This window comes from Streptomyces sp. NPDC025806 (assembly GCF_055558275.1).
This window is the reverse complement of record NZ_JBVHMU010000017.1, coordinates 1-21,747: the sequence shown is the minus strand read 5'-3', so window position 1 is coordinate 21,747 and position 21,747 is coordinate 1. Positions and strand designations below refer to the sequence as shown.

Annotated in this window: 21 protein-coding genes; 9 read left to right on the top strand and 12 right to left on the bottom strand. The window is 72.6% G+C overall.

What is annotated here, in order from left to right; all coding sequences use genetic code 11:
* Positions 1 to 81: 81 nt before the first annotated feature.
* Positions 82 to 630, top strand: coding sequence for a hypothetical protein (locus ACZ4E1_RS31290; protein ID WP_467545845.1), 549 nt, complete (start codon positions 82 to 84; stop codon positions 628 to 630).
* A 995-nt stretch (positions 631 to 1,625) separates the two neighbouring features.
* On the opposite strand, the gene tsaE is transcribed toward ACZ4E1_RS31290, so the two are convergent.
* The 3 genes from tsaE to alr are packed head-to-tail and all read right to left on the bottom strand — an operon-like array spanning position 1,626 to position 4,528.
* Complete coding sequence (gene tsaE, locus ACZ4E1_RS31285; RefSeq protein WP_467545843.1) at positions 1,626 to 2,141, bottom strand: tRNA (adenosine(37)-N6)-threonylcarbamoyltransferase complex ATPase subunit type 1 TsaE; 516 nt, start codon at positions 2,139 to 2,141, stop codon at positions 1,626 to 1,628.
* Positions 2,122 to 3,336, bottom strand: a complete 1,215-nt coding sequence (locus tag ACZ4E1_RS31280; protein ID WP_467545841.1) for an alpha/beta fold hydrolase — start codon at positions 3,334 to 3,336, stop codon at positions 2,122 to 2,124. Before ACZ4E1_RS31280 ends, tsaE begins: the two co-directional genes overlap by 20 nt.
* Before the next feature lie 13 nt (positions 3,337 to 3,349).
* Positions 3,350 to 4,528 (bottom strand): alanine racemase, encoded by a 1,179-nt coding sequence (gene alr, locus ACZ4E1_RS31275; protein ID WP_467545839.1) that lies wholly within the window; start codon positions 4,526 to 4,528, stop codon positions 3,350 to 3,352.
* Between the two features lie 153 nt (positions 4,529 to 4,681).
* Here alr and ACZ4E1_RS31270 point away from each other — a divergent pair, with 153 nt between their 5' ends.
* The gene (locus tag ACZ4E1_RS31270) at positions 4,682 to 6,064 is read left to right on the top strand and encodes a cellulase family glycosylhydrolase (protein ID WP_467545837.1); all 1,383 of its coding nucleotides are present in this window, start codon (positions 4,682 to 4,684) and stop codon (positions 6,062 to 6,064) included.
* Positions 6,065 to 6,303: 239 nt separating this feature from the next.
* On the opposite strand, the gene ACZ4E1_RS31265 is transcribed toward ACZ4E1_RS31270, so the two are convergent.
* Entirely contained in the window at positions 6,304 to 7,320 is a 1,017-nt protein-coding gene (locus ACZ4E1_RS31265; RefSeq protein ID WP_467545835.1) for an LmeA family phospholipid-binding protein, read from the bottom strand.
* 146 nt (positions 7,321 to 7,466) lie between these two features.
* On the opposite strand from ACZ4E1_RS31265, the gene ACZ4E1_RS31260 reads away from it, so the two are divergent.
* The 3 genes from ACZ4E1_RS31260 to ACZ4E1_RS31250 are packed head-to-tail and all read left to right on the top strand — an operon-like array spanning position 7,467 to position 10,331.
* Positions 7,467 to 8,045, top strand: a complete 579-nt coding sequence (locus ACZ4E1_RS31260) for a TetR-like C-terminal domain-containing protein (RefSeq protein WP_467545833.1) — start codon at positions 7,467 to 7,469, stop codon at positions 8,043 to 8,045.
* Positions 8,042 to 8,911, top strand: coding sequence for an alpha/beta fold hydrolase (locus ACZ4E1_RS31255; protein ID WP_467545831.1), 870 nt, complete (start codon positions 8,042 to 8,044; stop codon positions 8,909 to 8,911). Before ACZ4E1_RS31260 ends, ACZ4E1_RS31255 begins: the two co-directional genes overlap by 4 nt.
* The gene (locus ACZ4E1_RS31250) at positions 8,898 to 10,331 is read left to right on the top strand and encodes an NAD(P)H-hydrate dehydratase (RefSeq protein ID WP_467545829.1); all 1,434 of its coding nucleotides are present in this window, start codon (positions 8,898 to 8,900) and stop codon (positions 10,329 to 10,331) included. The genes ACZ4E1_RS31255 and ACZ4E1_RS31250 overlap by 14 nt, the downstream gene beginning before the upstream one ends.
* 277 nt (positions 10,332 to 10,608) lie before the next feature.
* Here the strand turns inward: ACZ4E1_RS31250 and ACZ4E1_RS31245 are convergent, their stop codons facing one another.
* The 3 genes from ACZ4E1_RS31245 to ACZ4E1_RS31235 are packed head-to-tail and all read right to left on the bottom strand — an operon-like array spanning position 10,609 to position 13,110.
* Complete coding sequence (locus ACZ4E1_RS31245) at positions 10,609 to 10,980, bottom strand: holo-ACP synthase (RefSeq protein WP_399129177.1); 372 nt, start codon at positions 10,978 to 10,980, stop codon at positions 10,609 to 10,611.
* Positions 10,981 to 11,031: 51 nt separating this feature from the next.
* Positions 11,032 to 12,879 carry a glutamine--fructose-6-phosphate transaminase (isomerizing) gene (gene glmS, locus ACZ4E1_RS31240; protein ID WP_467545827.1) on the bottom strand — a complete coding sequence of 616 codons (1,848 nt, stop codon included), beginning with the start codon at positions 12,877 to 12,879 and terminating at the stop codon, positions 11,032 to 11,034.
* A gap of 33 nt (positions 12,880 to 12,912) precedes the next feature.
* Positions 12,913 to 13,110 (bottom strand): hypothetical protein, encoded by a 198-nt coding sequence (locus ACZ4E1_RS31235; protein ID WP_467545825.1) that lies wholly within the window; start codon positions 13,108 to 13,110, stop codon positions 12,913 to 12,915.
* A gap of 274 nt (positions 13,111 to 13,384) precedes the next feature.
* Here ACZ4E1_RS31235 and coaA point away from each other — a divergent pair, with 274 nt between their 5' ends.
* Entirely contained in the window at positions 13,385 to 14,371 is a 987-nt protein-coding gene (gene coaA, locus ACZ4E1_RS31230) for a type I pantothenate kinase (RefSeq protein ID WP_467546056.1), read from the top strand.
* Positions 14,372 to 14,391: 20 nt separating this feature from the next.
* Positions 14,392 to 15,318 carry a DUF389 domain-containing protein gene (locus ACZ4E1_RS31225; protein WP_467545823.1) on the top strand — a complete coding sequence of 309 codons (927 nt, stop codon included), beginning with the start codon at positions 14,392 to 14,394 and terminating at the stop codon, positions 15,316 to 15,318.
* Positions 15,319 to 15,414: 96 nt separating this feature from the next.
* On the opposite strand, the gene glmM is transcribed toward ACZ4E1_RS31225, so the two are convergent.
* The 4 genes from glmM to ACZ4E1_RS31205 all read right to left on the bottom strand — a co-directional run bounded on the left by glmM (position 15,415) and on the right by ACZ4E1_RS31205 (position 19,262).
* A complete protein-coding gene (gene glmM / locus ACZ4E1_RS31220; protein WP_467545821.1) occupies positions 15,415 to 16,773 on the bottom strand; it encodes a phosphoglucosamine mutase in 1,359 nt (452 codons plus the stop codon).
* 100 nt (positions 16,774 to 16,873) lie between these two features.
* Positions 16,874 to 17,395 (bottom strand): 30S ribosomal protein S9, encoded by a 522-nt coding sequence (gene rpsI, locus ACZ4E1_RS31215; RefSeq protein WP_467545819.1) that lies wholly within the window; start codon positions 17,393 to 17,395, stop codon positions 16,874 to 16,876.
* Positions 17,396 to 17,439: 44 nt separating this feature from the next.
* Entirely contained in the window at positions 17,440 to 17,883 is a 444-nt protein-coding gene (rplM, locus tag ACZ4E1_RS31210) for a 50S ribosomal protein L13 (RefSeq protein ID WP_188337365.1), read from the bottom strand.
* Between the two features lie 176 nt (positions 17,884 to 18,059).
* The gene (locus ACZ4E1_RS31205) at positions 18,060 to 19,262 is read right to left on the bottom strand and encodes a glycosyltransferase family 87 protein (protein WP_467545817.1); all 1,203 of its coding nucleotides are present in this window, start codon (positions 19,260 to 19,262) and stop codon (positions 18,060 to 18,062) included.
* A gap of 98 nt (positions 19,263 to 19,360) precedes the next feature.
* On the opposite strand from ACZ4E1_RS31205, the gene ACZ4E1_RS31200 reads away from it, so the two are divergent.
* Complete coding sequence (locus ACZ4E1_RS31200; RefSeq protein WP_467545815.1) at positions 19,361 to 20,209, top strand: hypothetical protein; 849 nt, start codon at positions 19,361 to 19,363, stop codon at positions 20,207 to 20,209.
* Positions 20,210 to 20,245: 36 nt separating this feature from the next.
* Here the strand turns inward: ACZ4E1_RS31200 and truA are convergent, their stop codons facing one another.
* A complete protein-coding gene (gene truA, locus ACZ4E1_RS31195; RefSeq protein ID WP_399129186.1) occupies positions 20,246 to 21,100 on the bottom strand; it encodes a tRNA pseudouridine(38-40) synthase TruA in 855 nt (284 codons plus the stop codon).
* Between the two features lie 122 nt (positions 21,101 to 21,222).
* Between truA and ACZ4E1_RS31190 the strand changes: the two genes are divergently transcribed.
* Positions 21,223 to 21,645, top strand: a complete 423-nt coding sequence (locus ACZ4E1_RS31190; protein WP_467545812.1) for a peptidoglycan-binding domain-containing protein — start codon at positions 21,223 to 21,225, stop codon at positions 21,643 to 21,645.
* Positions 21,646 to 21,747: the final 102 nt, after the last annotated feature.

The window sequence follows — 21,747 nt, the reverse complement described above, 5'->3', positions numbered from 1 at the left end:
CGGGGGCCGCCGCGCCCTGCTGCTAACGTCACTCAGAGCCGTCACTGGCGTCGTACGTGGGACATGAGAGGCAGGCACCTGGTGGCACGGAGCAGCACCGGATTCGTCACCGCGCTGACCGCGGGCGCGCTGGCCGTGGTCGGCTTCCTCGCCTACCAGGCCTCGGCGAGCGCCCCGGCCGACCTCGGCGCCCACAAGTCCGCCACCCCGGCCGCGACCGCGTCCAAGAAGCCGAAGCCCAAGGACCCGAAGGCGCTGCCCGCCGCGTCCGGCAAGGGCGAGCGGGTCGTGTACGCGCTGAGCACCGACCGGGTGTGGCTGGTGGACGCGCGCGGCAAGACGCTGAGCACGTACGAGGTCATGCCGGGCACGGTGGACCCGGCGCCGGGGAAGTACTCGGTCGACTCGCGGACCGGGTCGGTGCTCGGCACGGACGGGAAGCAGATCGAGCACGTCGTGCGGTTCACCTCGGTGAACGGGGTGGCGATCGGGTTCAGCGCCGCGGTGGACGGCTCGACGCCCGAGCCGGACCCCACGAAGCAGACCGGTGGCATCCGTACGTCCCGTGACCAGGGCGACAAGATGTGGGAGTTCGCCGGGATCGGCCGTCAGGTCGTCGTCGTCCCCTGAGACCTGGCGTCCTTCGCCGGTGGCGGTGGCGGAGTCGAGACGGCCTGCGCCGCGGCGCAGGAAGCCAGCAGATCCCGCATACCCACGTGGCGCTCCGCGTCTCGCCGGGTCTGAGCCTCCGGTCCCCGTGCGTCCTGCTCCGCACCGGCCACAACAGCCTCCCGCACCTCATCAGAGCCCCGTAGTTAGGTAACCCTAACCACGCCTCCCCTCCCGTGCAAGCTCTTACCGACACCCTGTCGGCACCCCACGCCTCCACCGACGGCGCGCCCCGCCATGAGCGCGGGGATGTGTCGACGCGCGACCCCACCCTGGGCGCGGGGACGTGTCGACATGCAGCTCCCCCCTGGTGCGCCTGCCCCCTCCCCGCGCCTGAGCGCAACCCATCCGCCCAGCCCTGCTCCCACCCGCCCGCCCCCTCCGGGGGCCGTCGGCCCGGCACCCACGCCCGGGACCAGCCCTGCCGAACAAGGCTGCGCCTCCCAGCACCCGAGGCAGGCGCATACGCCGAGCCCTGCTCCCACCCACCCGCCCCCTCCGGGGGCCGTCGGCCCGGCACCCACGCCCAGGACGGGCGCTTCCTGGCCCGACGCCGCACCGACGCACGGGCTCCGCCGAAGGCGCGCCCCTCAGGCGCGTCGCCAGGCCCCCTCTTGAAGCGGCGATGCGGCACATCAAGCCCCTCCGGCGATTGAGGAGCGGGGGCCGGGGCGGAGCCCCTGGGGGTGCCGCCGTTGCGGATTGCGGAATCGTCGCCGAGTGCGGGTGCGTCGTGGCTGATCGCGCAGTTCCCCGCGCCCCTGAAGGCGCACTCCGTGCGCCCCGGGGGCGTCGGCGACCCTCTTCAAGCGGCGGGTCAGCAAAATCGAGCCCCTCCGGCGATTGAGGAGCGGGGCCCGGGGCGGAGCCCCTGGGGGCAACGCCGTCGGGGGCGCGGCTTCGTCGCCGGGTGACACGAGTGTCGTAGCGGAGGGGGCGACGCCGTGCCGGGGGGGTTAAAGGGCGAAGGAGGCCAGGTCCGACTGGGTCCAGCGGGGGCCGATCCCGTTCAGGGTGACGACGCGGAGCTCGTCCGTCGTGTCCCCCGTCGCCCGGTCGATGATCACGTGAAGGCGGTCGTCCGCGAGGTCCTCGACCTTGCCGTCGCCCCACTCGACCACGACCACCGAGTCCGGCAGGGACACGTCGAGGTCGAGGTCCTCCATCTCGTCGAGCCCGCCGCCCAGGCGGTACGCGTCGACGTGGACCAGGGCCGGCCCGTCGCCCAGGGAGGGATGAACGCGGGCGATCACGAAGGTCGGCGACGTGACCGCGCCGCGCACGCCGAGCCCCTCGCCGAGCCCCCGGGTCAGCGTCGTCTTGCCGGCGCCGAGCTCCCCGGTGAGCATCACGAGGTCGCCGGGGCGCAGCCGCTTGGCCAGCGCGAGGCCGAGCTCGCGCATCGCGTCCGGGGAGTCGACGGTGGCTGTGACTGTGGTGACGGGCAGGGCGTCAGTCGCCGGGTTCTCCATGCTTCCCCACGGTAGCGGCTGCGGGCACCGCCCCCGCACGCGCGAGGAGGTCGGCGAGGCGGTCGGTGACCAGCTCGGGGTGTTCCAGCATCACCAGGTGCCCCGCGTCGGGGACCAGCACGAACTCGGCGTCGGGCAGCAGCGCCGCGATCGCCTCGCTGTGCTCGCTGGGCGTCACGAGGTCGCCCTCCCCGGCCAGGACGAGCACGGGCAGGTCCGCGAACCGCTCCAGCGCCGCCGTCTTGTCGTGGTCCTGGAACGCCGGGTAGAACTCGGCGACCACGTCGATGGGCGTGCCCTCGATCATCCGCTCGGCGAACCGTGCGACCGCCGGGTCGACGTCCCGGCTCGCGAACGAGTACCGCTTGATGATCCCGGCGAACAGGTCGGCGGTCGCCCGCCGCCCCTTCTCCACCAGCTCGGCCCGCTGCCCGAGCGCCCGCAGCACCCCGGGCAGCACCCGTCGCACCGCGTTGACCCCCGCGACCGGCAGCCCGTAGTTGACCTCGCCGAGCCGGCCCGCCGACGTACCGACGAACGCGGCGCCGACGACCCGGTCGCGGATCAGTTCCGGGTAGCGGTCGGCGAGCGCCATCACCGTCATGCCGCCCATGGAGTGCCCGACCAGCACGAGGGGCCCCTCGGGAGCGGCCGCGTCGATGACGGCCTTGAGGTCCGCGCCGAGCAGGTCGATGGAGACCGGCGCGCCCTGCTCCGTCTGCTCGACGCCGCGCCCGGAGCGGCCGTGGCTGCGCTGGTCCCAGTACGCGCAGCGCACGACGCCGCGCAGCGCCGCCCGCTGGAAGTGCCAGGAGTCCTGGCCGAGGCAGTAGCCGTGGCTGAAGACGACGGTGACCGGGGCCGGGGCCTTGCGCCCGAACAGGCGGCGCCGGCGCGCACCGTCACCGCCCGGCTCGGCCTCGTCGACCTCGTAGTAGAGCTCGGTGCCGTCCTGGGCGCGGGCCTTGCCGGGGGTGCCGCGCAGCGCTCCGTACGGTCCGGCCGCGTCCAGCGCGAGGCGGGCCTTCTGGCGCATGCCGCGCCCGACCGTGAGCCGCTCGATGGCGACACCGGCCGCGGCGCCCGCGGCGACCACACCTATCGCCGCGCCCGCGATGCCGGCCCGCCGCCAGTTCCCCGTGGCGGCGGCCTCGGTCACGGCCTGCGCGGCCCGCGCGCCGCTGCTCTCGGTCATGCGCCGGTCTCGCTCACGTGCCCGCTCCTTCTCGTCGAGCCCCGCGGCCCTCCTGGAGGTAGACGCGCGGGACGCGGGATCCGATCCGCGTGACGATCTCGTACGCGATGGTGCCCGCCGCGACCGCCCAGTCCTCGGCAGTCGGCTCGCCCGTGTCGCCGGGCCCGAAGAGCACCGCCTCGTCGCCGGCGGCGGGCTCGTCCCCGCCGAGGTCGACGACGAACTGGTCCATGGCGACGCGGCCCGCGACCGTGCGCCGCTTGCCGCCGATCAGCACGGGGCCGGTGCCGGAGGCGTGCCGCGGGATGCCGTCCGCGTAGCCGACCGGGACCAGGGCGAGCGTGGTCGGGCCGGGAGTGACGTAGTGGTGTCCGTAGCTGACGCCGAGTCCGCCCGGCGCGTGCTTCACCAGCGCGAGCGACGCCTTCAGGGACATCACCGGGCGCAGGCCGAAGTCGGCGGGGGTGCCGAGCTCGGGGCTCGGCGAGATCCCGTACATCGCGATGCCGGGGCGGACGAGGTCGAAGTGGGTCTCGGGCAGGGTCAGCGTGCCCGGCGAGTTCGCGATGTGCCGCACCTCGGGGGTGACGCCCTCCCGTTCGGCGTGGGCCACCATCTCGCGGAACGCGGTGAGCTGCGCGGCGATGGACGGGTGGCCGGGCTCGTCGGCGCACGCGAAGTGCGACCACAGGCCGGTGACCGTGACGAGGCCCTCGGCCTGCGCGGCGAGCGCCTCGCGGACCAGCTCGGGCCAGTCCGCGGGCAGGCAGCCGTTGCGCCCGAGGCCCGTGTCGGCCTTGAGCTGGATGCGGGCGGTGCGGCCCGACTCCCGCGCCGCGGCGGTCACTTCGCGCAGCGCCCACATGCCGCTGACGGACAGGTCGAGGTCGGCCTCGACGGCCGCGCGCCACGGCCCGCCCGGCACCCACAGCCAGCACATGATGCGGCCGGTCAGGCCCGCCGCGCGCAGTTCGAGCGCCTCCTCGGGCGTGGCGGTGCCGAGCCACTCGGCGCCCGCCGCCTTCGCCGCGCGGGCCACCGGGATCATGCCGTGCCCATACGCGTCCGCCTTCACCACGGCCATGAACGCGGCCGAGGGCGCGTGGGCGCGCAGCGACCTGACATTGGCCTGGAGGGCGGCCAGATCGATCTCGGCGCGGGCGCGGAGCGGGGCAGTCACGTTCTCGTTCATCGTGCGCCAGTCTCTCAGAGCTCCTCGAGAGGCCCTCGAGTGCCGGGCCAACGGGGCCGTGAAGTCGGCGTGCCGTACCCATTCCCAACTGCGCTACCGACCGGTAGAACCTCGGATGACCGCCCGGCCCGCCCATCCCTGAGGGAGCCTTTCTTGCTGCGTGTGACCCTTGCGGCCGCTCTGGCGGCCGTCCTGCTCCCGGTCTCGGCCGCCCAGGCCGACACCGCGCACCCGTCCCCGCCCTCCTCCTCGTCCGCCCCCGTACTGACCGACGAGCACGGCCGGACGCTGACGCTGCGCGGCTGGAACGTCGAGGACAAGGGGAACCGCGGGGACGCCGCCCTGTCCGCGATCACCGAGCGGCACTTCCGCGACATGCGGGCCAAGGGCTTCGACTTCGCCCGGCTGCTGATCTTCTGGGACGACCTGGAGCCGCGCCCCGGGCAGTACAGCCGCGCCTACCTGGACAAGATCGAGCGGGTCCTGGACTGGGCGGACCGCTACGACATCCATGTGGTCCTCGACGCCCACCAGGACGTCTTCGGGCCCGCCTTCGGGCACCGCGGCATCCCGGAATGGGCGACCCGCACGGACGGGCTGCCGTTCCAGCGGCATCCCGAGGACTGGTTCGCCGAGTACTTCGAGCCGGCCGTGCAGCGGGCCTTCACGCACCTGTACGAGGACGAGGACCTGCGGCAGGCGCAGGCCCGCATGTGGAAGGTCGTCGCGGACCGCTTCGCGCACCACCCGGCGGTGCTCGGCTACGACGTGATCAACGAGCCGATGGGTGAACTGCGGGAGGGCGAGGACCTGCCGACGGCGGCCCGGCGCATCGAGCGCGAGCAGCTCACCCCGATGTACAACCGGGTCACGGACGCGATCCGCACCGAGGACCGGGACGCGTGGCTGTTCGTCGAGCCGACCCCGATCGTCGGCGAGGGCGTCCCGACGGACCTCGGCCGCATCGACGACCGCAAGGTCGTCTACGCCCCGCACTTCTACAACACGGCCATGGAGGCGGGCGCGGACTACGACCCGTCGGCAGGGTGGGTCGAGACGTACGAGGCCGCGGTCACGGAGTACCCGCGCACGTACAAGGTCCCGGTCGTCGTCGGCGAATGGGGCCCGCTGAACAACTCCCTCCCGAACATGGGCCCCTTCTACCGCGACGCGATGGCCTCCCTGGGCCGCTACAGCTCGGGCTGGGCGGGCTACGTCTGGTGTTACGGGGGTGGCTACTGCGCCGTCGACGAGAAGGGGGCGTTCCGTACGAACAAGGAGGCGACGGCGGAGCCCTACGCGGAGGCGGTCGCCGGGACCGTTCGTTCCTCGGCGTTCGACGCGGCTACGGGTGTCTATCGCCTCACCTACGACGCGGCGCGGCGCGGCTCCCACGCGACGGAGATCTCCCTTCCGTCGCGTGGGTGGCGGGTCGGCGTCGAGGGCCGGGCGCGGGTCCGGGCCCTGGGCCCGGGGCGCCTGGTGGTGACGGCGGCGCCGGGCTCTCGGGTGACCGTGACGGTGACCCGGGGCTGAGGTTCGGGGGCGCCCTTTCGTGTGCCTGGTGCGCTTGTCGTGCGAGTGCGGCCCGGTGGGGCTTCTCGCGCAGTTCCCCGCGCCCCTGAAATGCAGACCCTTCGGGTCGCATTTCCCCGATCAAGGTGCGGGGCGCCTTTTGTCGGGGGAAGGCGCGGCGAAGCCGCATGCCTTCCAGGGGCGCGGGGAACTGCGCGACCAGCCCCCACCGGGGCGCACCCGGCGACGAACGGTCGGAGTTACGGCGCGGGGACGCTCACGCCCGCCCCCGCGAGCTCCGCCCGGATCCCACCCGAGGTCACCGACAACCTCCGGAGCCCAAGATCCCCCGGCAACCCGGAGGGCAACGTCGCCGAGAACTCCATCGCCTCCGCCACCTTCGGCTCCCGCGCCTTCTGCAGCCCCCGGAGCAGCGACGGATCGATACCGGCCGGCTTCAGCAGGGCCGGATGGTCGACCAGCGCGTCCACCGCCCGGCCCTTCAACAGCCGCCCGGGCACGAGCCGTTCCCCCGTGGTCTCCTCGAACTCGGCCCGGTCCATCCGGCCCGTCGCGGGCGCGGCCAGTTGCAGTCCCCCGCCCTTGCCCGGCGTGTACGTGAGGACGTCCGGGACGACGAGCCGCGTGTTCGCCACGGTGAGGGCGACCCCCTGGCGGCCCTCCCGGCGGACCTGCGCGTCGGCCCGTACGTCGACCTCCGTACCGGCGACCGGGATCCGGCCCCGGGCGAGGACCGAACCGCGCGCGCGGCCCGGGGCCAGGCGGACCTGGGAGGCGCCGACCTCCCGGGTCAGGTCGTCGAAGTCGAGCAGGATGTCGCCGCGGACCTTCCCGAGGTCCACGCCGTCGATCCCCGTGGGCCAGCCCGCGACCCGGATGTCGTCGACGGTGGCCTGGACCTGAGCGATCGACACGGGCCCGGCGCCGAGGTCGGGGATCGTGACCCGCACCCGGTCGAGGTCACCGGCCGCGACCTGGGTGAGGAACGGGAAGCCGTCGATCCGCACCTCGGGCGCGGCCTTGAGCTTCAGGGACTTGCGGACCTGTTCCGCCGCGAGGTCCTGGGCGTAGAGCACGGCCCAGCGGTCGGCGACGGCCAGGAACGCGAGGACGACCAGCGCCCCCGCGAGGACTTTCAGCACGCGTCGCCCTCGGCGGCGCGGCACCGCCTTCGGCTCCGGCTCCGGCTTCTCCTCGGCCCGGCGGGCGTGCGGGATGCGCTGCGTGTCGTCTGAGGTCGGTATCTCGGAAGTCACCGGCCCATGCGATCACGGGGCGCCCGGACGGGTCGAACCCCCTTTTCTCCCTACCGTTCCCTTCACAATCTAGGTACCCTAGGTATGAACCTAGGGTACCTAGGTTCAGGTGAGCACTCGCGGAGGAACGGGGCGCGGAGATGATGATGGCGCGGGCAGGTCTGACGACGGAGCGGGTGGTGGCGGCCGCCGCCGACCTCGCGGACACCGTCGGCTTCGAGCACATCACCATCGCGGCGCTGGCCCGCGGCTTCGGCGTGAAGGACGCGAGCCTGTACGCCCATGTCCGCGGCCTCTCCGACCTGAGCACCCGGGTCGCGATCCGGTCCGGGCTCGACCTCTCCGAGCGGATCGCGGACGCCCTGGCGGGCCGATCGGGCCGTGCGGCGCTGCTCGCCTTCGCGCACGCGTACCGGGGTTTCGCCCTCGCCCACCCGGGCCGGTACGCGGCGACACAGCTGGAGCTCGACCCATCGGTCTTCGACGAGCACCCGGCGCTGCGCCGCAATCTGACCTGCACCTACGCGCTGTTGCAGGGCTACGGACTGACCGAGCCGGCCCTGACGGACGCGGGCCGCGTGCTGCGCAGCACGCTCCACGGCTTCGTCACCCTCGAACTCGCGGGCGGCTTCCGCCACTCCAGAGACGTCGAGGACACATGGGCCATGGGCCTGGAGGCCCTGCACGTCATGCTCTCCAACTGGCCGGAAGGACAGGAAAGTTGACCAGCCCAGACCGCCCGATCACCCCGCACCGCCTCCCCGTGCCCGGCGCCACCCTCCACTACGAGACCCGGGGCGCGGGCCCCGCTCTCCTCCTGCTCCCCGGCGCGGGCGGCGACGCGGCCGTCCTGGACCCGGTGGCGGACGCCCTCGCGGACACGTTCACCGTGATCACGCACGATCCGCGCGGCTACTCCCGCAGCACGCGCGACGCCCCGGACGCCGAGCAGCGCGTGTCCGAGCACGCCGAGGACGCGCTGCGCCTGCTCGACGCGGTGTCGCCGGACGTGCCCGGGTACGTGGCCGGGGCCTCCAGCGGCGCGATCGTCACCCTGGACCTGCTGGCCCGGTTCCCCGAGCGGGTCCGCGCGGCGGTGGCGCACGAGCCGCCGTCGTGGAGCGTGCTGCCCGACGCGGCGGAGCACCTGGCGCTCTTCCAGGAGGTGTACGAGACGCTCGAAGCCGAGGGCCTGGCCGCCGCGGGCGAACGGTTCCTGCGCGGCGTCGGGCCGGTCATGCTGCCCGCGCCGGACTCCGAGGCCGCGCCCTCGCCACGTACGGCCGCGATGATGCGGCGCCTGGCGGCGAACGCGCCGTCGGCGATCCGCCACGAGTTCCGTTCCTTCGCCGCCTACGAACCGGATCTCGCCGCGCTGTCCCGGCTCGCCGGGCGCCTGACCCTGGCCGTCGGCGAGCGGACCCGCCCGCACCTGCCGAGCCGCCCCGCGACCCTGATCGCCGAGCGTCTGGGCCTCACCCCGGCGCCGTATCCCGGCGCGCACAACGGCTGGTCCACCCACCCGGCCCGCACCGCCGCACTGCTGCGCTCCCACCTCCTGGGAGACACTCGACGACATGCGACGTGCTGACGATGTGGAGACGGTCAGGTCCGCCGAACGCGCGCTGATGGCGCGGCTACCCGAGGGCGCGCTGATGCAGCGGGCCGCCGCGGGTCTCGCCGCGGCCTGCGCCGAGCTGCTGGGGAAGGTGTACGGCGCCCGCGTCACCGTCCTGGCCGGCTCGGGCGACAACGGCGGCGACGCGCTGTACGCCGGCGCCCGCCTGGCCCGGCGCGGCGCGGGCGTCACCGCGCTGCTGCTCAGCCCGGACCGCGCCCACCCCGGCGGTCTCGCCGCCCTGCGCGCGGCGGGCGGCACCGTGCTGGACGCCGAGCACGACACCGCCCCCTCGGCCCTGGCCCGCGCGGACCTCGTGCTCGACGGCATCGTGGGCATCGGCGGCCACGGCGGCCTGCGCCCCCGCGCGGCCGAGCTGATGACCCACGTACGCGGCCTCGTCGTGGCCGTCGACCTGCCCAGCGGTGTGGACGCGGACACGGGCGAGGTGCACGGGGACGCGGTACGGGCCGACGCGACGGTCACCTTCGGCACCTACAAGCCCGGCCTTCTCATCGACCCGGCCCGTGCGTACGCGGGCGCCCTCCGCCTCGTCGACATCGGCCTCGACCTGCCGCCGGGCGGCGCCGTCGCGGAGTCCCTGCAGTACGCCGACGTGGCCGCGCTGCTCCCGGAACCGACCGGCGAGAGCGACAAGTACCGGCGCGGTGTCGTCGGCGTCGTCGCCGGTTCGGCCCGCTATCCCGGCGCGGCCGTGCTCGCGGTGGCGGGCGCGCTGCACGGCGGCGCGGGCGCGGTCCGGTACGTCGGCCCGGCCGCCGACGCGGTCCTGGCCCGCTTCCCCGAGACCCTGGTCTCCGCCGGGCCCCCGGCGAAGGCGGGCCGCGTCCAGTCCTGGGTGATCGGCCCCGGCCTCGGCGACGACGCCTCGGGCCTGGCGGACGTCCTGGCCTCGGACGTCCCGGTGCTCATCGACGCGGACGGACTGCGCCTCGCGGACCGCGCCGCGGTGCGCTCCCGCACGGCGCCCACGGTCCTCACCCCGCACGCGGGCGAGGCGGCGGCGCTGCTCGGCCTGGACCGCCCGGAGGTGGAGGCCCGACGCCTCGCCTCCGTACGGCGGTTGGCCGACGCCTATGACGCGACGGTGCTCCTGAAGGGCTCGACGACCCTCGTCGCGACGCCCGACGCCGGAACGCCGGTCCGGGTGAACCCCACCGGCACGGCGTGGCTGGCCACGGCCGGCAGCGGCGACGTCCTCTCCGGCCTGGCCGGTTCCCTCCTGGCGGCGGGGCTCACCGCCCTGGACGCGGCCTCGGTCGCCGCCCACCTCCACGGCCTGGCGGCCCGCCACGCGGCCCAGGGCGCGCCTGTCTCCGCCCAGGACGTGGCGATGGCGATCCCCACGGCCTGGCAAGACGTCCGCCAGTAGGGGGTTGCCACGTGCGGCCGTCGCGCGACAGCCGCCCCGGTGGGGGCTGATCGCGCAGTTCCCCGCGCCCCTGAAATGCAGACCCTTCGGGTCGCATTTCCCCGATCAAGGTGCGGGGTGCCTTTCATCTGGGGAAGGCGCGGCGAAGCCGCTGCCTTCCAGGGGCGCGGGGAACTGCGCGACCAGCCCCCACCGGGCCCGCGGACGACGGACGGACCGTTGGAGGCAGACGACCACTCGGACCCGCCCCCACCCGCCCGCACCCGCAGAGCGAACGTCACCCCTCCGCCACCACCACCGCCGACGCCACCCCCGCGTCATGGCTCAGCGACACATGAAAGGACCGCACCCCGAGCTCCGCGGCCCGCGCCGCCACCGTCCCGGTCACCCGCATCCGCGGCTGCCCACTGGACTCGACCCAGACCTCCGCATCGGTCCAGTGCAGCCCGGCCGGCGCCCCGAGCGCCTTGGCGATCGCCTCCTTGGCCGCGAACCGCGCGGCCAAGGAGGCCACCCCGCGCCGCTCCCCGCTGGGCAGCAGCAACTCGTCCGGCAGGAACAACCGCCCGGCCAGCCCCGGCGTCCGCTCCAGCGACGCCGCGAACCGCTCGATCTCGGCCACGTCGATTCCGACCCCGATGATGCTCATGCCGAGCACCCTACGGCCGACGGAACCCTGGTCCGCGCCTCGCCCGGTCCGTCATTCCACGGTCACCGACTTCGCCAGGTTGCGCGGCTGGTCGACCTCGTTGCCCCGGGCCGTCGCCAGCTCGCAGGCGAACACCTGGAGCGGCACAGTCGCGACCAGCGGCTGCAGCAGGGTCGGCGTCGCCGGGACGCGGACGAGATGGTCGGCGTACGGGACGACGGCCTCGTCGCCCTCCTCGGCGATCACGATGGTGCGGGCGCCGCGGGCCCGGATCTCCTGGATGTTGGAGACGATCTTGTCGTGGAGGACGGAGCGCCCGCGCGGCGACGGGACGACCACGACCACCGGGAGGCCTGGCTCGATCAGTGCGATCGGCCCGTGCTTGAGCTCGCCCGCCGCGAAGCCCTCCGCGTGCATGTACGCCAGCTCCTTGAGCTTGAGTGCGCCCTCCAGCGCCACCGGGTAGCCGACGTGCCGGCCCAGGAACAGCACGGTGTCGTGCGCGGCGAGCGAGCGCGCCAGCTCCCGTACGGGCTCCATCGTCTCCAGGACCCGTTCGACCTCCTCGCCGATCCGCGCGAGGTCCCGTACGACGGCGAGGATCTCGTCGGCCCACTTGGTGCCCCGCACCTGCCCCAGGTACAGCGCCACGAGATAGCAGGCGACGAGCTGGGTGAGGAAGGCCTTCGTGGACGCCACGGCGACCTCCGGGCCGGCGTGCGTGTACAGGACCGCGTCGGACTCGCGCGGGATCGTCGACCCGTTGGTGTTGCAGATGGCCAGCACCGTCGCGCCCTGCTCGCGCGCGTGCCGCAGCGCCATCAGCGTGTCCATCGTCTCGCCGGACTGGGAGATCGCGATGACGAGCGAGCGGGCGTCGAGGATCGGGTCCCGGTAGCGGAACTCGCTGGCCAGCTCGACCTCGCACGGGATCCGGGTCCAGTGCTCGATGGCGTACTTGGCGATGAGCCCCGCGTGGAAGGCGGTCCCGCACGCCACGATGACGACCTTGTCGACCATCCGCAGCACCTGCGGCGGGATCCGCAGCTCGTCCAGGGTGAGCTGCCCCTCGGCGCCGATCCGCCCGAGCAGCGTGTCCGCGACGGCCTTCGGCTGCTCGGCGATCTCCTTGAGCATGAAGTAGTCGTAGCCGCCCTTCTCGGCGGCCGAGGCGTCCCAGTCGACGTGGTAGTGCCGCACGTCGGCGGGCCGCCCGTCGAAGTCGGTCACGGTCACCCCGTCCCGGCGCAGCTCGACGACCTGGTCCTGGCCGAGCTCGATCGCGGAGCGGGTGTGCGCGATGAACGCGGAGACGTCCGAGGCGAGGAAGGCCTCGCCCTCCCCGACCCCGACCACGAGCGGCGAGTTCCGGCGCGCGCCGACGACCACGTCGGGCTCGTCGGCGTGCGCCGCGACCAGCGTGAACGCGCCTTCCAGGCGCCGGCACACGAGTCGCATCGCCTCGGCGAGGTCACCGCTCGCCGAGTACTCCTCGGCGAGCAGGTGGGACACGACCTCGGTGTCGGTCTCGGAGGCCAGCGCGTGGCCGCGCCCGGCGAGCTCCTCGCGCAGCGCGGCGAAGTTCTCGATGATCCCGTTGTGGACGACGGCGACCCGGCCCGCGTTGTCGAGGTGCGGGTGCGCGTTGGTGTCGGTCGGGCCGCCGTGGGTGGCCCAGCGGGTGTGTCCGATCCCGGTGGCACCGGCCGGCAGCGGCCGGTCCACCAGTTCCTTCTCCAGATTGGCCAGCTTGCCCGCCTTCTTGGCCGCGGCGAGCGACCCGTCGGCGAGCACGGCCACACCGGCGGAGTCGTACCCCCGGTACTCCAGTCTCTTCAGCCCGGCCAGGACCACGTCCAGCGCCGACTGCGACCCTACGTATCCCACGATTCCGCACATGGATCGCAGCCTAGGGCTGACCCGCGCTCCGGTTCAGTACCCGCCCTCCAGCCGGTCGCGCGCGTCCTCCACGAGGCTCAGGTACTCGTCCTCCTCCCAGCGCGGCTTGGTCCCCCTGCGATAGAGGTCCAGACAGTCGTCCAGGTCCTCGCCGATGTCCTCGTCGGGCAGCTCCTGCGCCAGGTCACTGAGCACCTGACCGGCCCAAGCCGTACTGGCCGTCTTCCCCACCTCCCCCGTCCTCCAGCCGCGACGGGCACGGCCGGATCTCTTTCTTCGTCCGAATCCGGGCATGCGAAACACACTCATCGGGCTCCCCTCCCTCCCTGTACGGCGTAGATGGCCCGTACAGGTGTCGGAAACGTACCCGTCAGTTGCGCAACAGGTCCATACCTGTTGAGAACCTGTGACATGTCCGGGGAGCGACCGAGCGTGACGGACCCCACCCTCCGATCACGCCACACAGCCGTAACAATGAACTGTGATCTCTCCGGTCTCCGAGCCTCTGGCTCCACGATCCGCGACTTCCCGGAGCGCCCACCGGCAACGGCCGGAGGCGACTCCCTACGTCGACCTCACCCGCAGTGAATGGAGCGCCCTGCGCGACAAGACGCCGCTGCCTCTGACCGCCGAGGAACTGGAACGGTTGCGCGGTCTCGGCGACGTGATCGACCTCGACGAGGTCCGTGACATCTACCTGCCGCTCTCCCGGCTGCTGAACCTCTACGTGGGCGCCACCGACGGCCTGCGCGGCGCGCTCAACACCTTCCTGGGCGAGAAGGGCACCCAGACCGGCACCCCGTTCGTCATAGGGGTCGCCGGCTCGGTCGCCGTCGGCAAGTCCACCGTGGCCCGCCTGCTCCAGGCACTCCTCTCCCGCTGGCCCGAGCACCCGCGCGTCGAGCGCGTCACCACCGACGGCTTCCTGCTGCCCACCAAGGAGCTGGAGGCGCGCGGCCTGATGGCCAGGAAGGGCTTCCCGGAGTCCTACGACCGCCGCGCCCTGACCCGCTTCGTCGCCGACATCAAGGCGGGCAAGGACGAGGTCACCGCCCCCGTCTACTCCCACCTGATCTACGACATCGTGCCCGGCCAGAAGCTGACCGTGCGCCGCCCCGACATCCTCATCGTCGAGGGCATCAACGTGCTCCAGCCCGCCCTTCCCGGCAAGGACGGCCGCACCCGCGTCGGCCTCGCCGACTACTTCGACTTCAGCGTGTACGTCGACGCGAAGGCCGAGGACATCGAGCGCTGGTACCTCAACCGCTTCCTGAAGCTGCGCGCGACGGCCTTCCAGGACCCGTCCTCGTACTTCCGCAAGTACACGCAGGTGTCGGAGGAGGAGGCGCTCGACTACGCGCGCACGACCTGGCGCACCGTCAACAAGCCCAACCTGCTGGAGAACGTGGCCCCCACCCGCGGCCGGGCCGGTCTGGTCATCCGCAAGGGGTCCGACCACAAGGTGCAGCGCCTGCGGCTCCGCAAACTCTGAGCGGCGGCTACCGTACGCGCATGCTGCATCTGCGCCTGATCACGCCCGCCCGGACGACGGACGACGCGGTGCGTCTCATCGAGGAGACCGTCGGCACCACGCACCTCGTGGTGCTCCCGGGCGCCGCCCGCGACCCGTCGGGCGACGTCGTCATGTGCGACGTCGCCCGCGAGGCCTGCGACGAGCTCCTCCTCGGGCTGAGCGGCCTGGGCATCGAGACGGACGGCTCGATCGCCGTCGAGAACATCGACCTGTCCCTGTCGGAGCGCGCCGACCGGGCCGAGGACGACGCGCCGGGCGAGGGTGCCGACGCGGTGCTCTGGGCCCATCTCACGGACGCCACCCACGAGGAGTCCACGCTCAGCTGGACCTATCTGGCGTTCCTCACCATCGCCACGATGATCGCGGCGTGCGGTGTCGTCCTCGACAACGCGATCCTGATCGTGGGCGCGATGGCGGTCGGCCCGGAGTTCGGCCCGCTCGCCGGCATCTGCACGGCCCTGGTCCAGCGCGCCCCGCGCCTCGCCCTGCGCTCGCTGACCGCGCTGCTCGTGGGCTTCGCCGTGGCGATGGCGGTGACGGTCGGCTTCGCCCACTTCATGGACGCCGTGAACCTCTTCAGCGAGGCCCAGTTGGAGGCGAAGCGCCCCAACACGGGCTTCATCTACGCCCCCGACTGGTTCTCGTTCGTGGTGGCGGTCCTCGCGGGCGCGGCCGGAGTCCTCTCCCTCACCTCGACGAAGTCGGGCGCGATGGTCGGCGTGGCGATCTCCGTGACGACGGTCCCGGCGGCGGCGAACGCGGCGGTGGCCCTCGGCTACCGCGACGTCGACCAGACCTGGGGCTCCACGGAACAACTCCTCCTGAACCTCCTGGGCATCATCCTGGCCGGCACCACAACCCTGCTCCTCCAGAAGTGGTTCTGGGCGAGGAAAAAGCGCCCCTGAGACGGCGCACGAAGTGCGCGTCTCAGGGGCGCGGGGAACTGCGCGACCAGCCACGACGAAAGCCGCACCCGGCCGAGAACAGAACCAGGCAGACGCCTAGCCGAGCGCCGACTTCACGGCGTCAGCCAACCGCCCGGCAACCGACCGAGCCTGCTCGATATCGGCGGCCTCGACCATGACCCGAACCAACGGCTCCGTCCCGGAGGGCCGAAGCAGCACCCGCCCGGTGCTGCCCAACTCCCCCTCCGCATCAGAAACCGCCGAAGCCAGCGCAGCAGACGTCCCAACCCTGGACTTGTCCACGTCCGGCACATTGATGAGCACCTGCGGCAGCCGCTCCATGACGGACGCGAGCTCCTGGAGGCTACGACCGGTCTGCGCGACCCGCGCGGCCAGCAGCAGCCCGGTCAGCGTCCCGTCACCCGTCGTCGCGTGGTCGAGCGCGATGACGTGCCCGGACTGCTCGCCGCCCAGCGCGAACCCGTGCTCCTTCATGTTCTCCAGCACGTACCGGTCGCCGACGGCGGTCTGCACGAGCGTGATGCCCTCGCGCTCCATGGCCAGCTTCAGCCCGAGGTTGGACATGACGGTCGCGACCAGCGTGTCCTGGCGCAGCACACCGCGCTCGCGCAGGGCGATCGCGAGGACGGCCATGATCTGGTCGCCGTCGACCTCGGAACCGGTGTGGTCCACGGCGAGGCAGCGGTCCGCGTCCCCGTCGTGGGCGATGCCGAAGTGCGCGCCGTGCTCGACGACGGCGGCCTTCAGCAGGTCCAGGTGCGTGGAGCCGCAGCCGTCGTTGATGTTCAGCCCGTCCGGCTCGGCGCCGATCGTGACGATCTCGGCGCCGGCCCGGGTGAACGCCTCCGGGGAGACCCGCGCGGCGGCACCGTGCGCCTCGTCGAGGACGATCTTCAGGCCCTCCAGCCGGTTCGGCAGGACGCCGACGAGGTGGGCGACGTACTGGTCGAGGCCCTCGTCGTAGGACTTCACGCGGCCGACGCCGGCACCGGTGGGCCGGTCCCAGGGCGCGCCGGTGCGGTGCTCCTCGTAGACGGACTCGATGCGGTCCTCGAGGGCGTCGTCCAGCTTGTGGCCGCCGCGGGCGAGGAACTTGATCCCGTTGTCCGGCATCGCGTTGTGGCTCGCGGAGAGCATCACGCCGAGGTCGGCTCCCAGCGCACCGGTGAGGTACGCCACCGCGGGGGTGGGCAGCACACCGACGCGCAGGACGTCGACGCCCGCGCTGGCCAGACCGGCGACGACCGCGGCCTCCAGGAACTCGCCCGAGGCCCGCGGATCACGGCCGACGACCGCGACGGGACGGTGCCCCTCGAACGAGCCCGCCTCGCCGAGCACGTGCGCGGCGGCGACCGAGAGGCCGAGCGCCAGCTCGGCCGTCAGATCCGCGTTGGCGACACCGCGCACGCCGTCCGTGCCGAAGAGTCGTCCCACTTGGTGTCCTCCACAACTTCGTCGTCCATAAGCCGAACGCCCCGGCGGCACGGAAGGTGCCGCCGGGGCGAACGGGAAAAACAAGCAGGCAGCGCGAGATTTAGCGCTTGCTGTACTGCGGGGCCTTGCGGGCCTTCTTGAGACCGGCCTTCTTGCGCTCGACCGCACGGTCGTCGCGGCGGAGGTAGCCGGCCTTCTTGAGGGCGCCGCGGTTGTTCTCCACGTCGGCCTCGTTCAGCGCACGGGCCACGCCGAGGCGCAGGGCGCCGGCCTGACCGGAGACACCGCCACCCGCGATGCGGGCGATGACGTCGTAGCGGCCGTCGAGCTCGAGCACCTTGAAGGGCTCGTTGACTTCCTGCTGGTGGACCTTGTTCGGGAAGTAGTCCTCGAGCGTGCGCCCGTTGACCTTCCACTTGCCGGTGCCGGGCACGATGCGAACGCGCGCGATGGCGTTCTTGCGACGGCCCAGGCCGGCGGCCGGCTGCGGGTCACCGAAGCGGGCCGGGTTGGACTCCGAGGTGTACTCGCCCTCGACGGGCGCGTCCGACTCGGTGGTGTAGCTCTCGACGTCGACGATCTCGGTCTCTTCGACCGGCGTCTCGGCAGTGGTCTCGGCCACGATTCTCCTCAGATTCTTTTCTGTCTTAGGGGGTGTGGCCGGAACTACTGCGCGACCTGGGTGATCTCGAACGGCACCGGCTGCTGGGCAGCGTGGGGGTGCTGGTCGCCCGAGTAGACCTTCAGCTTCGAGAGCATCTGACGGCCGAGCGTGTTCTTCGGGAGCATGCCCTTGATGGCCTTCTCGACGGCCTTCTCGGGGTTCTTCTCGAGGAGCTCGTCGTAGCGCACGGAACGCAGACCACCCGGGTAGCCGGAGTGGCGGTACGCCATCTTCTGGGTCTTCTTGTTGCCCGACAGGTGAACCTTGTCGGCGTTGATGATCACAACAAAGTCGCCCATGTCCATGTGCGGGGCATAGGTCGGCTTGTGCTTGCCGCGCAGGAGGGTCGCAGCAGTGGTGGCCAGACGGCCCAGGACAACGTCCTGCGCGTCAATGACGAGCCACTGGCGGGACACATCGCCGGGCTTAGGGCTGTACGTACGCACTTCGCAGCCTTCTTCTTCAGTGGATGGGTGCTGAAACATGGCATCACTGAAGCGATCGTGCAGCTGGGGACGACAGTGCCGGGTTTCAGCGCCCGTATGCCGCCCACTGGTAACTGCTCCAGGGAACCCGTGTACGGCCTCTCACATGAGAATGAGCACGCCGATACACATAACGACTAGGCAGAATACCCGCGCCGCCCCGGACGGGTCAAAACGAGGTCGTCCCGGGCACCGGGGACCGCGGGCGGTGCCGCCTTGCCGGAAGCCTCCAGGGTAGCCGGGGCGCGGCGCGCGCAGTGCAGCCCGACGGCCAGCACCAGCCCGCACAGGGTCGCGCAGTCCAGGAACGCCCGGCGCGTAGCGGTGTCCAGCCAGGGCCAGGCGAGCCCCGGCACCTGCGGCAGCAGCACCGCCCAGAACCAGGGGCGGCCCGCCGCGGCGCCCGCCGCCGTCGCCCCGGCGACCAGGAGCGGCACGGCGACCAGGAGGTAGTGGTCGTACGAGGGCCGCGAGACCAGGAAGGCGGACAGCATCAGCAGCGTCGCGGTCTCGGAGATCCGGGCCGGCGTCCGGTCTCCCCTCCCCCAGCGCCGCGCCGCGCACCACACCCCGGCGGCGGCCCCCACGAGCGCGACCCCGCCCGCCAGGGGCGCCGGCAGCCCGAGCCGCGCGAGCACGGCCCCGGGCGAGGCCTCGTAGAGCCGTACGAAGCCGTCGCCGCCGCGCAGCAGGAAGGGCAGGGTGCGGGTGACGAAGCCCGCCGGGTCCGGCATGGCCAGGGCGGCACCCAGCGAGGCCACGACGGGGACCAGGACCATCGCCGCGAGCCCCTTCCAGCGGCGCGCCAGGACGAAGAGGAGCGCGACCGGGGCGAGCAGCGGCTTCAGCGCCAGGGCCGCCCCGAGCACGAGCCCGGCCGCGAGCCAGCGCTCCCGCGCGGCGAGCAGCAGGGCGCAGGGCAGCGCCACGGCGGCGGTCACGGTCCAGTTCCCGAGGGTGACGAGGTGGGCGAAGGGCGCGAACCCGAGCGCGAGCGCGAGCAGCCCGCCCACGGCGAACCGGCTCCGCCACGGCACCCCGTGCAGCCGCAGCGCCGCCGCCCACCCGGCGACGAGCCCGCAGGTCACCAGCGCGGGCACACAGGCCCGCAGCACCCCGACCGGGACGAGCGCCTGCGGCACGGCGGCGAGCACGGCGCTCGGGAAGTACAGGAAGTGCGGATCCGCGTACGGCGACCCTCCGTCCCGCCACACCCGCGCGGCCTGCACGACGATCCCGTTGTCCATGCCGCCGGCGACGCTCCGCAGGGAGGAGTGCAGCGCGACAGCGACCAGCACGACCCCGAGGACGGCCCACCCGAGCCGAGAAGCAGGCAGCAACAACCAGGACGAAAAGGGAGATTTAGCCTGATTCATGGAGCTAACGGTATGTCAATCTCCCTGGGGGCGCGGTCATCGCTCCCCGTAAGATGCGCCGCATGAGTTTCGGGCAAGGGGGAGCCCCGTGGGGCCCCGAAGACAACGGATCCACCCCGGACTGGGCAGCCCTCGCCGAGGCATCCGAGGCCCGCGCACGCAAACGCCGCTGGCTGATGATCGGCGGCGCCGTCGCGGCGACCCTCGCGGTCGGCTCCCTCGTCGCCTGGGGCATCGTCTCGGCGAACAAGGACAGCGAGGCGGGGAACAAGCCGGCCGAGCAGCTGCCGAGCACCGCCGACATCCCCAGCGAGGGCAAGACGCCCGGCCCGTCCTTCGAGGCGACGACCCCGCCGCCCCCGCTGGACCCCGAGGACTTCATCAACAGCGCCGACAAGGACCGGGCGCCGCTGAACGAGGACACCCTCTACCCGGGCAAGACCCTGACGATGGGCGGCAACGTCTACACGAAGGGCCCCTCGACCCACACCAAGAACTGCGCCTCGGCCGCGCAGGGCGCCCTGGCCGGCGTACTGAAGAACAACGACTGCACGCAGATGATCCGCGCCACCTACACCAAGGGCGACACCGCGGTGACCATCGGCGTGGCCGTGTTCGACACGAAGGCGAAGGCCACCAAGGCGGCCTCGGAGTACAAGCTGCGCGGCGCCGTGATCTCGCTGTCCGGCTCCGGCGTGCCCACCTTCTGCCGCACCACGATCTGCCGCCAGACGTCCAACTCGCACGGCCGGTACATGTACGTCACCAACGGCGGCCTGACCAACGGCAAGGACGCCACGAAGAAGGACACGACGCTGTTCACGCTCGGCGACAACCTGCGCGCGTTCACCTACCAGCAGATCCAGCGGCGCGGCCAGACGCAGGCCTCGGCGGCGGCCACGGCGGGCTGACCGCCCGCCCCTGACCGCCCGCCACCTGACCGCGCGTCAGCAGCAGCCGGAGCCCGGCAGCGTCCGCTTGTTGCGCGCCTCCTTGTTGCGGGCGGCGAGCAACTCGTCGGCCGGGTAACCGACTTCCTCCAGCGTCAGGCCGTGCGGGCGCACCACGTGCACGGCCGAGTCGCGCACCCCGGCGGCGAGCACCTTGCCGGGCCAGTCGCTCGGCCGGTGCCCGTCGCCGACGAACAGCAGGGCGCCGATCAGCGAGCGCACCATGTTGTGGCAGAAGGCGTCGGCCCGCACGGTCGCCGTGACGATCCCGTCGTCCCCGCGCACGAGACTGAGCTCCTGCAGCGTCCGGATCGTCGTGGCGCCCTCACGCTTCTTGCAGTACGCCGCGAAGTCGTGCTCCCCCAGCAGCCGCTCGGCCGCCGCGTTCATCGCGTCGACGTCCAATGGCCAGTCGTGCCACAGGACATGACCCCGCAACAGCGGATCGACACCGCCGGGCAGATCGGTCACGCGGTACGCGTAGCGCCGCCAGATCGCCGAGAAGCGCGCGTTGAACCCGCTCGGCGCCTCGGCCACCGACCAGACCCGTACGTCCTTGGACAGCCGCCCCGCGAGCCGCTTGAGCAGCTTCTCCCGGTGCTCGGCCCACACCTCGTCGGGCAGGTCCACATGGGCCACCTGACCGCGCGCGTGCACCCCTGCGTCGGTCCGCCCGGCCACCGTCAGCTCGTACGTCCGCTGCGAGCGCGTGACCGTGCGCAGCGCGTCCTCGATCTCCCCCTGCACGGTGCGCCGCCCGCCGGCCTGCTTGGCCCATCCGGAGAAGTCCGTCCCGTCGTACGAGAGATCCAGCCGTACGCGTACGGTCCCGGGAGCTGCCTCATCGGTCACCGGTTCATGCCTCCTGTCGAACTTCCACCCCGACCGCAACTGACCGGCGCGGCCGGGCGTCCCCCTGCACAGACCAAGATCGACCAGATCGACCAGATCGACCACCTGCTCCAGGGGGAACCATGAACAAGTGGACCACGCGTGCCGCGGCGGCTCTCGCCACCGCCGTCCTCGCCGCCGGACTGACCGCCTGCACCGGCACGGGCTCCGATTCCGATTCCGACTCCGACGACCGCGCCGCCGCGCACCCGACCCACGCCACCGTCTCCGAACCCGAGACCCGCTGCGTGCAGCAGGCGGTGAACTGGTTCCAGGAACCGCGGGTCACCGTCGACGGCGACTACAACGCCAAGACCCGGGCCGCGGTCGGGCGCTACCAGCACAAGCACGGTCTCGCCGGGGACGGCGAGATGAACGCCGCGACCGGCCGCGCCCTGTACGACAACGTCAACAAGGTCGTCGACACACTGCTCGAAGGCCCGAAGGACGGCTCCGCGAAGTACCGCGACTGGCTCGGCCGCTGCGACAAGGCCGTCCGCCGCTGACGCACGGCCCTAGGCCGTGTCCGGAAAGTCGATCGCTCGTTACTCCGTTCGTGGTGCGGCGACATGAACTGACGGATGAGTCTTGGGCGTTGATCGCTCCGT

Excerpts from the sequence above, each read along its gene's own strand:
- ACZ4E1_RS31280 (WP_467545841.1), bottom strand. The coding sequence starts at position 3,336 with ATGACCGAGAGCAGCGGCGCGCGGGCCGCGCAGGCCGTGACCGAGGCC.
- alr (WP_467545839.1), bottom strand. The coding sequence starts at position 4,528 with ATGAACGAGAACGTGACTGCCCCGCTCCGCGCCCGCGCCGAGATCGAT.
- ACZ4E1_RS31250 (WP_467545829.1), top strand. The coding sequence starts at position 8,898 with ATGCGACGTGCTGACGATGTGGAGACGGTCAGGTCCGCCGAACGCGCG.
- ACZ4E1_RS31190 (WP_467545812.1), top strand. The coding sequence starts at position 21,223 with ATGAACAAGTGGACCACGCGTGCCGCGGCGGCTCTCGCCACCGCCGTC.
- tsaE (WP_467545843.1), bottom strand. The coding sequence starts at position 2,141 with ATGGAGAACCCGGCGACTGACGCCCTGCCCGTCACCACAGTCACAGCC.
- ACZ4E1_RS31200 (WP_467545815.1), top strand. The coding sequence starts at position 19,361 with ATGAGTTTCGGGCAAGGGGGAGCCCCGTGGGGCCCCGAAGACAACGGA.
- ACZ4E1_RS31245 (WP_399129177.1), bottom strand. The coding sequence starts at position 10,980 with ATGAGCATCATCGGGGTCGGAATCGACGTGGCCGAGATCGAGCGGTTC.
- ACZ4E1_RS31225 (WP_467545823.1), top strand. The coding sequence starts at position 14,392 with ATGCTGCATCTGCGCCTGATCACGCCCGCCCGGACGACGGACGACGCG.
- ACZ4E1_RS31260 (WP_467545833.1), top strand. The coding sequence starts at position 7,467 with ATGGCGCGGGCAGGTCTGACGACGGAGCGGGTGGTGGCGGCCGCCGCC.
- glmS (WP_467545827.1), bottom strand. The coding sequence starts at position 12,879 with ATGTGCGGAATCGTGGGATACGTAGGGTCGCAGTCGGCGCTGGACGTG.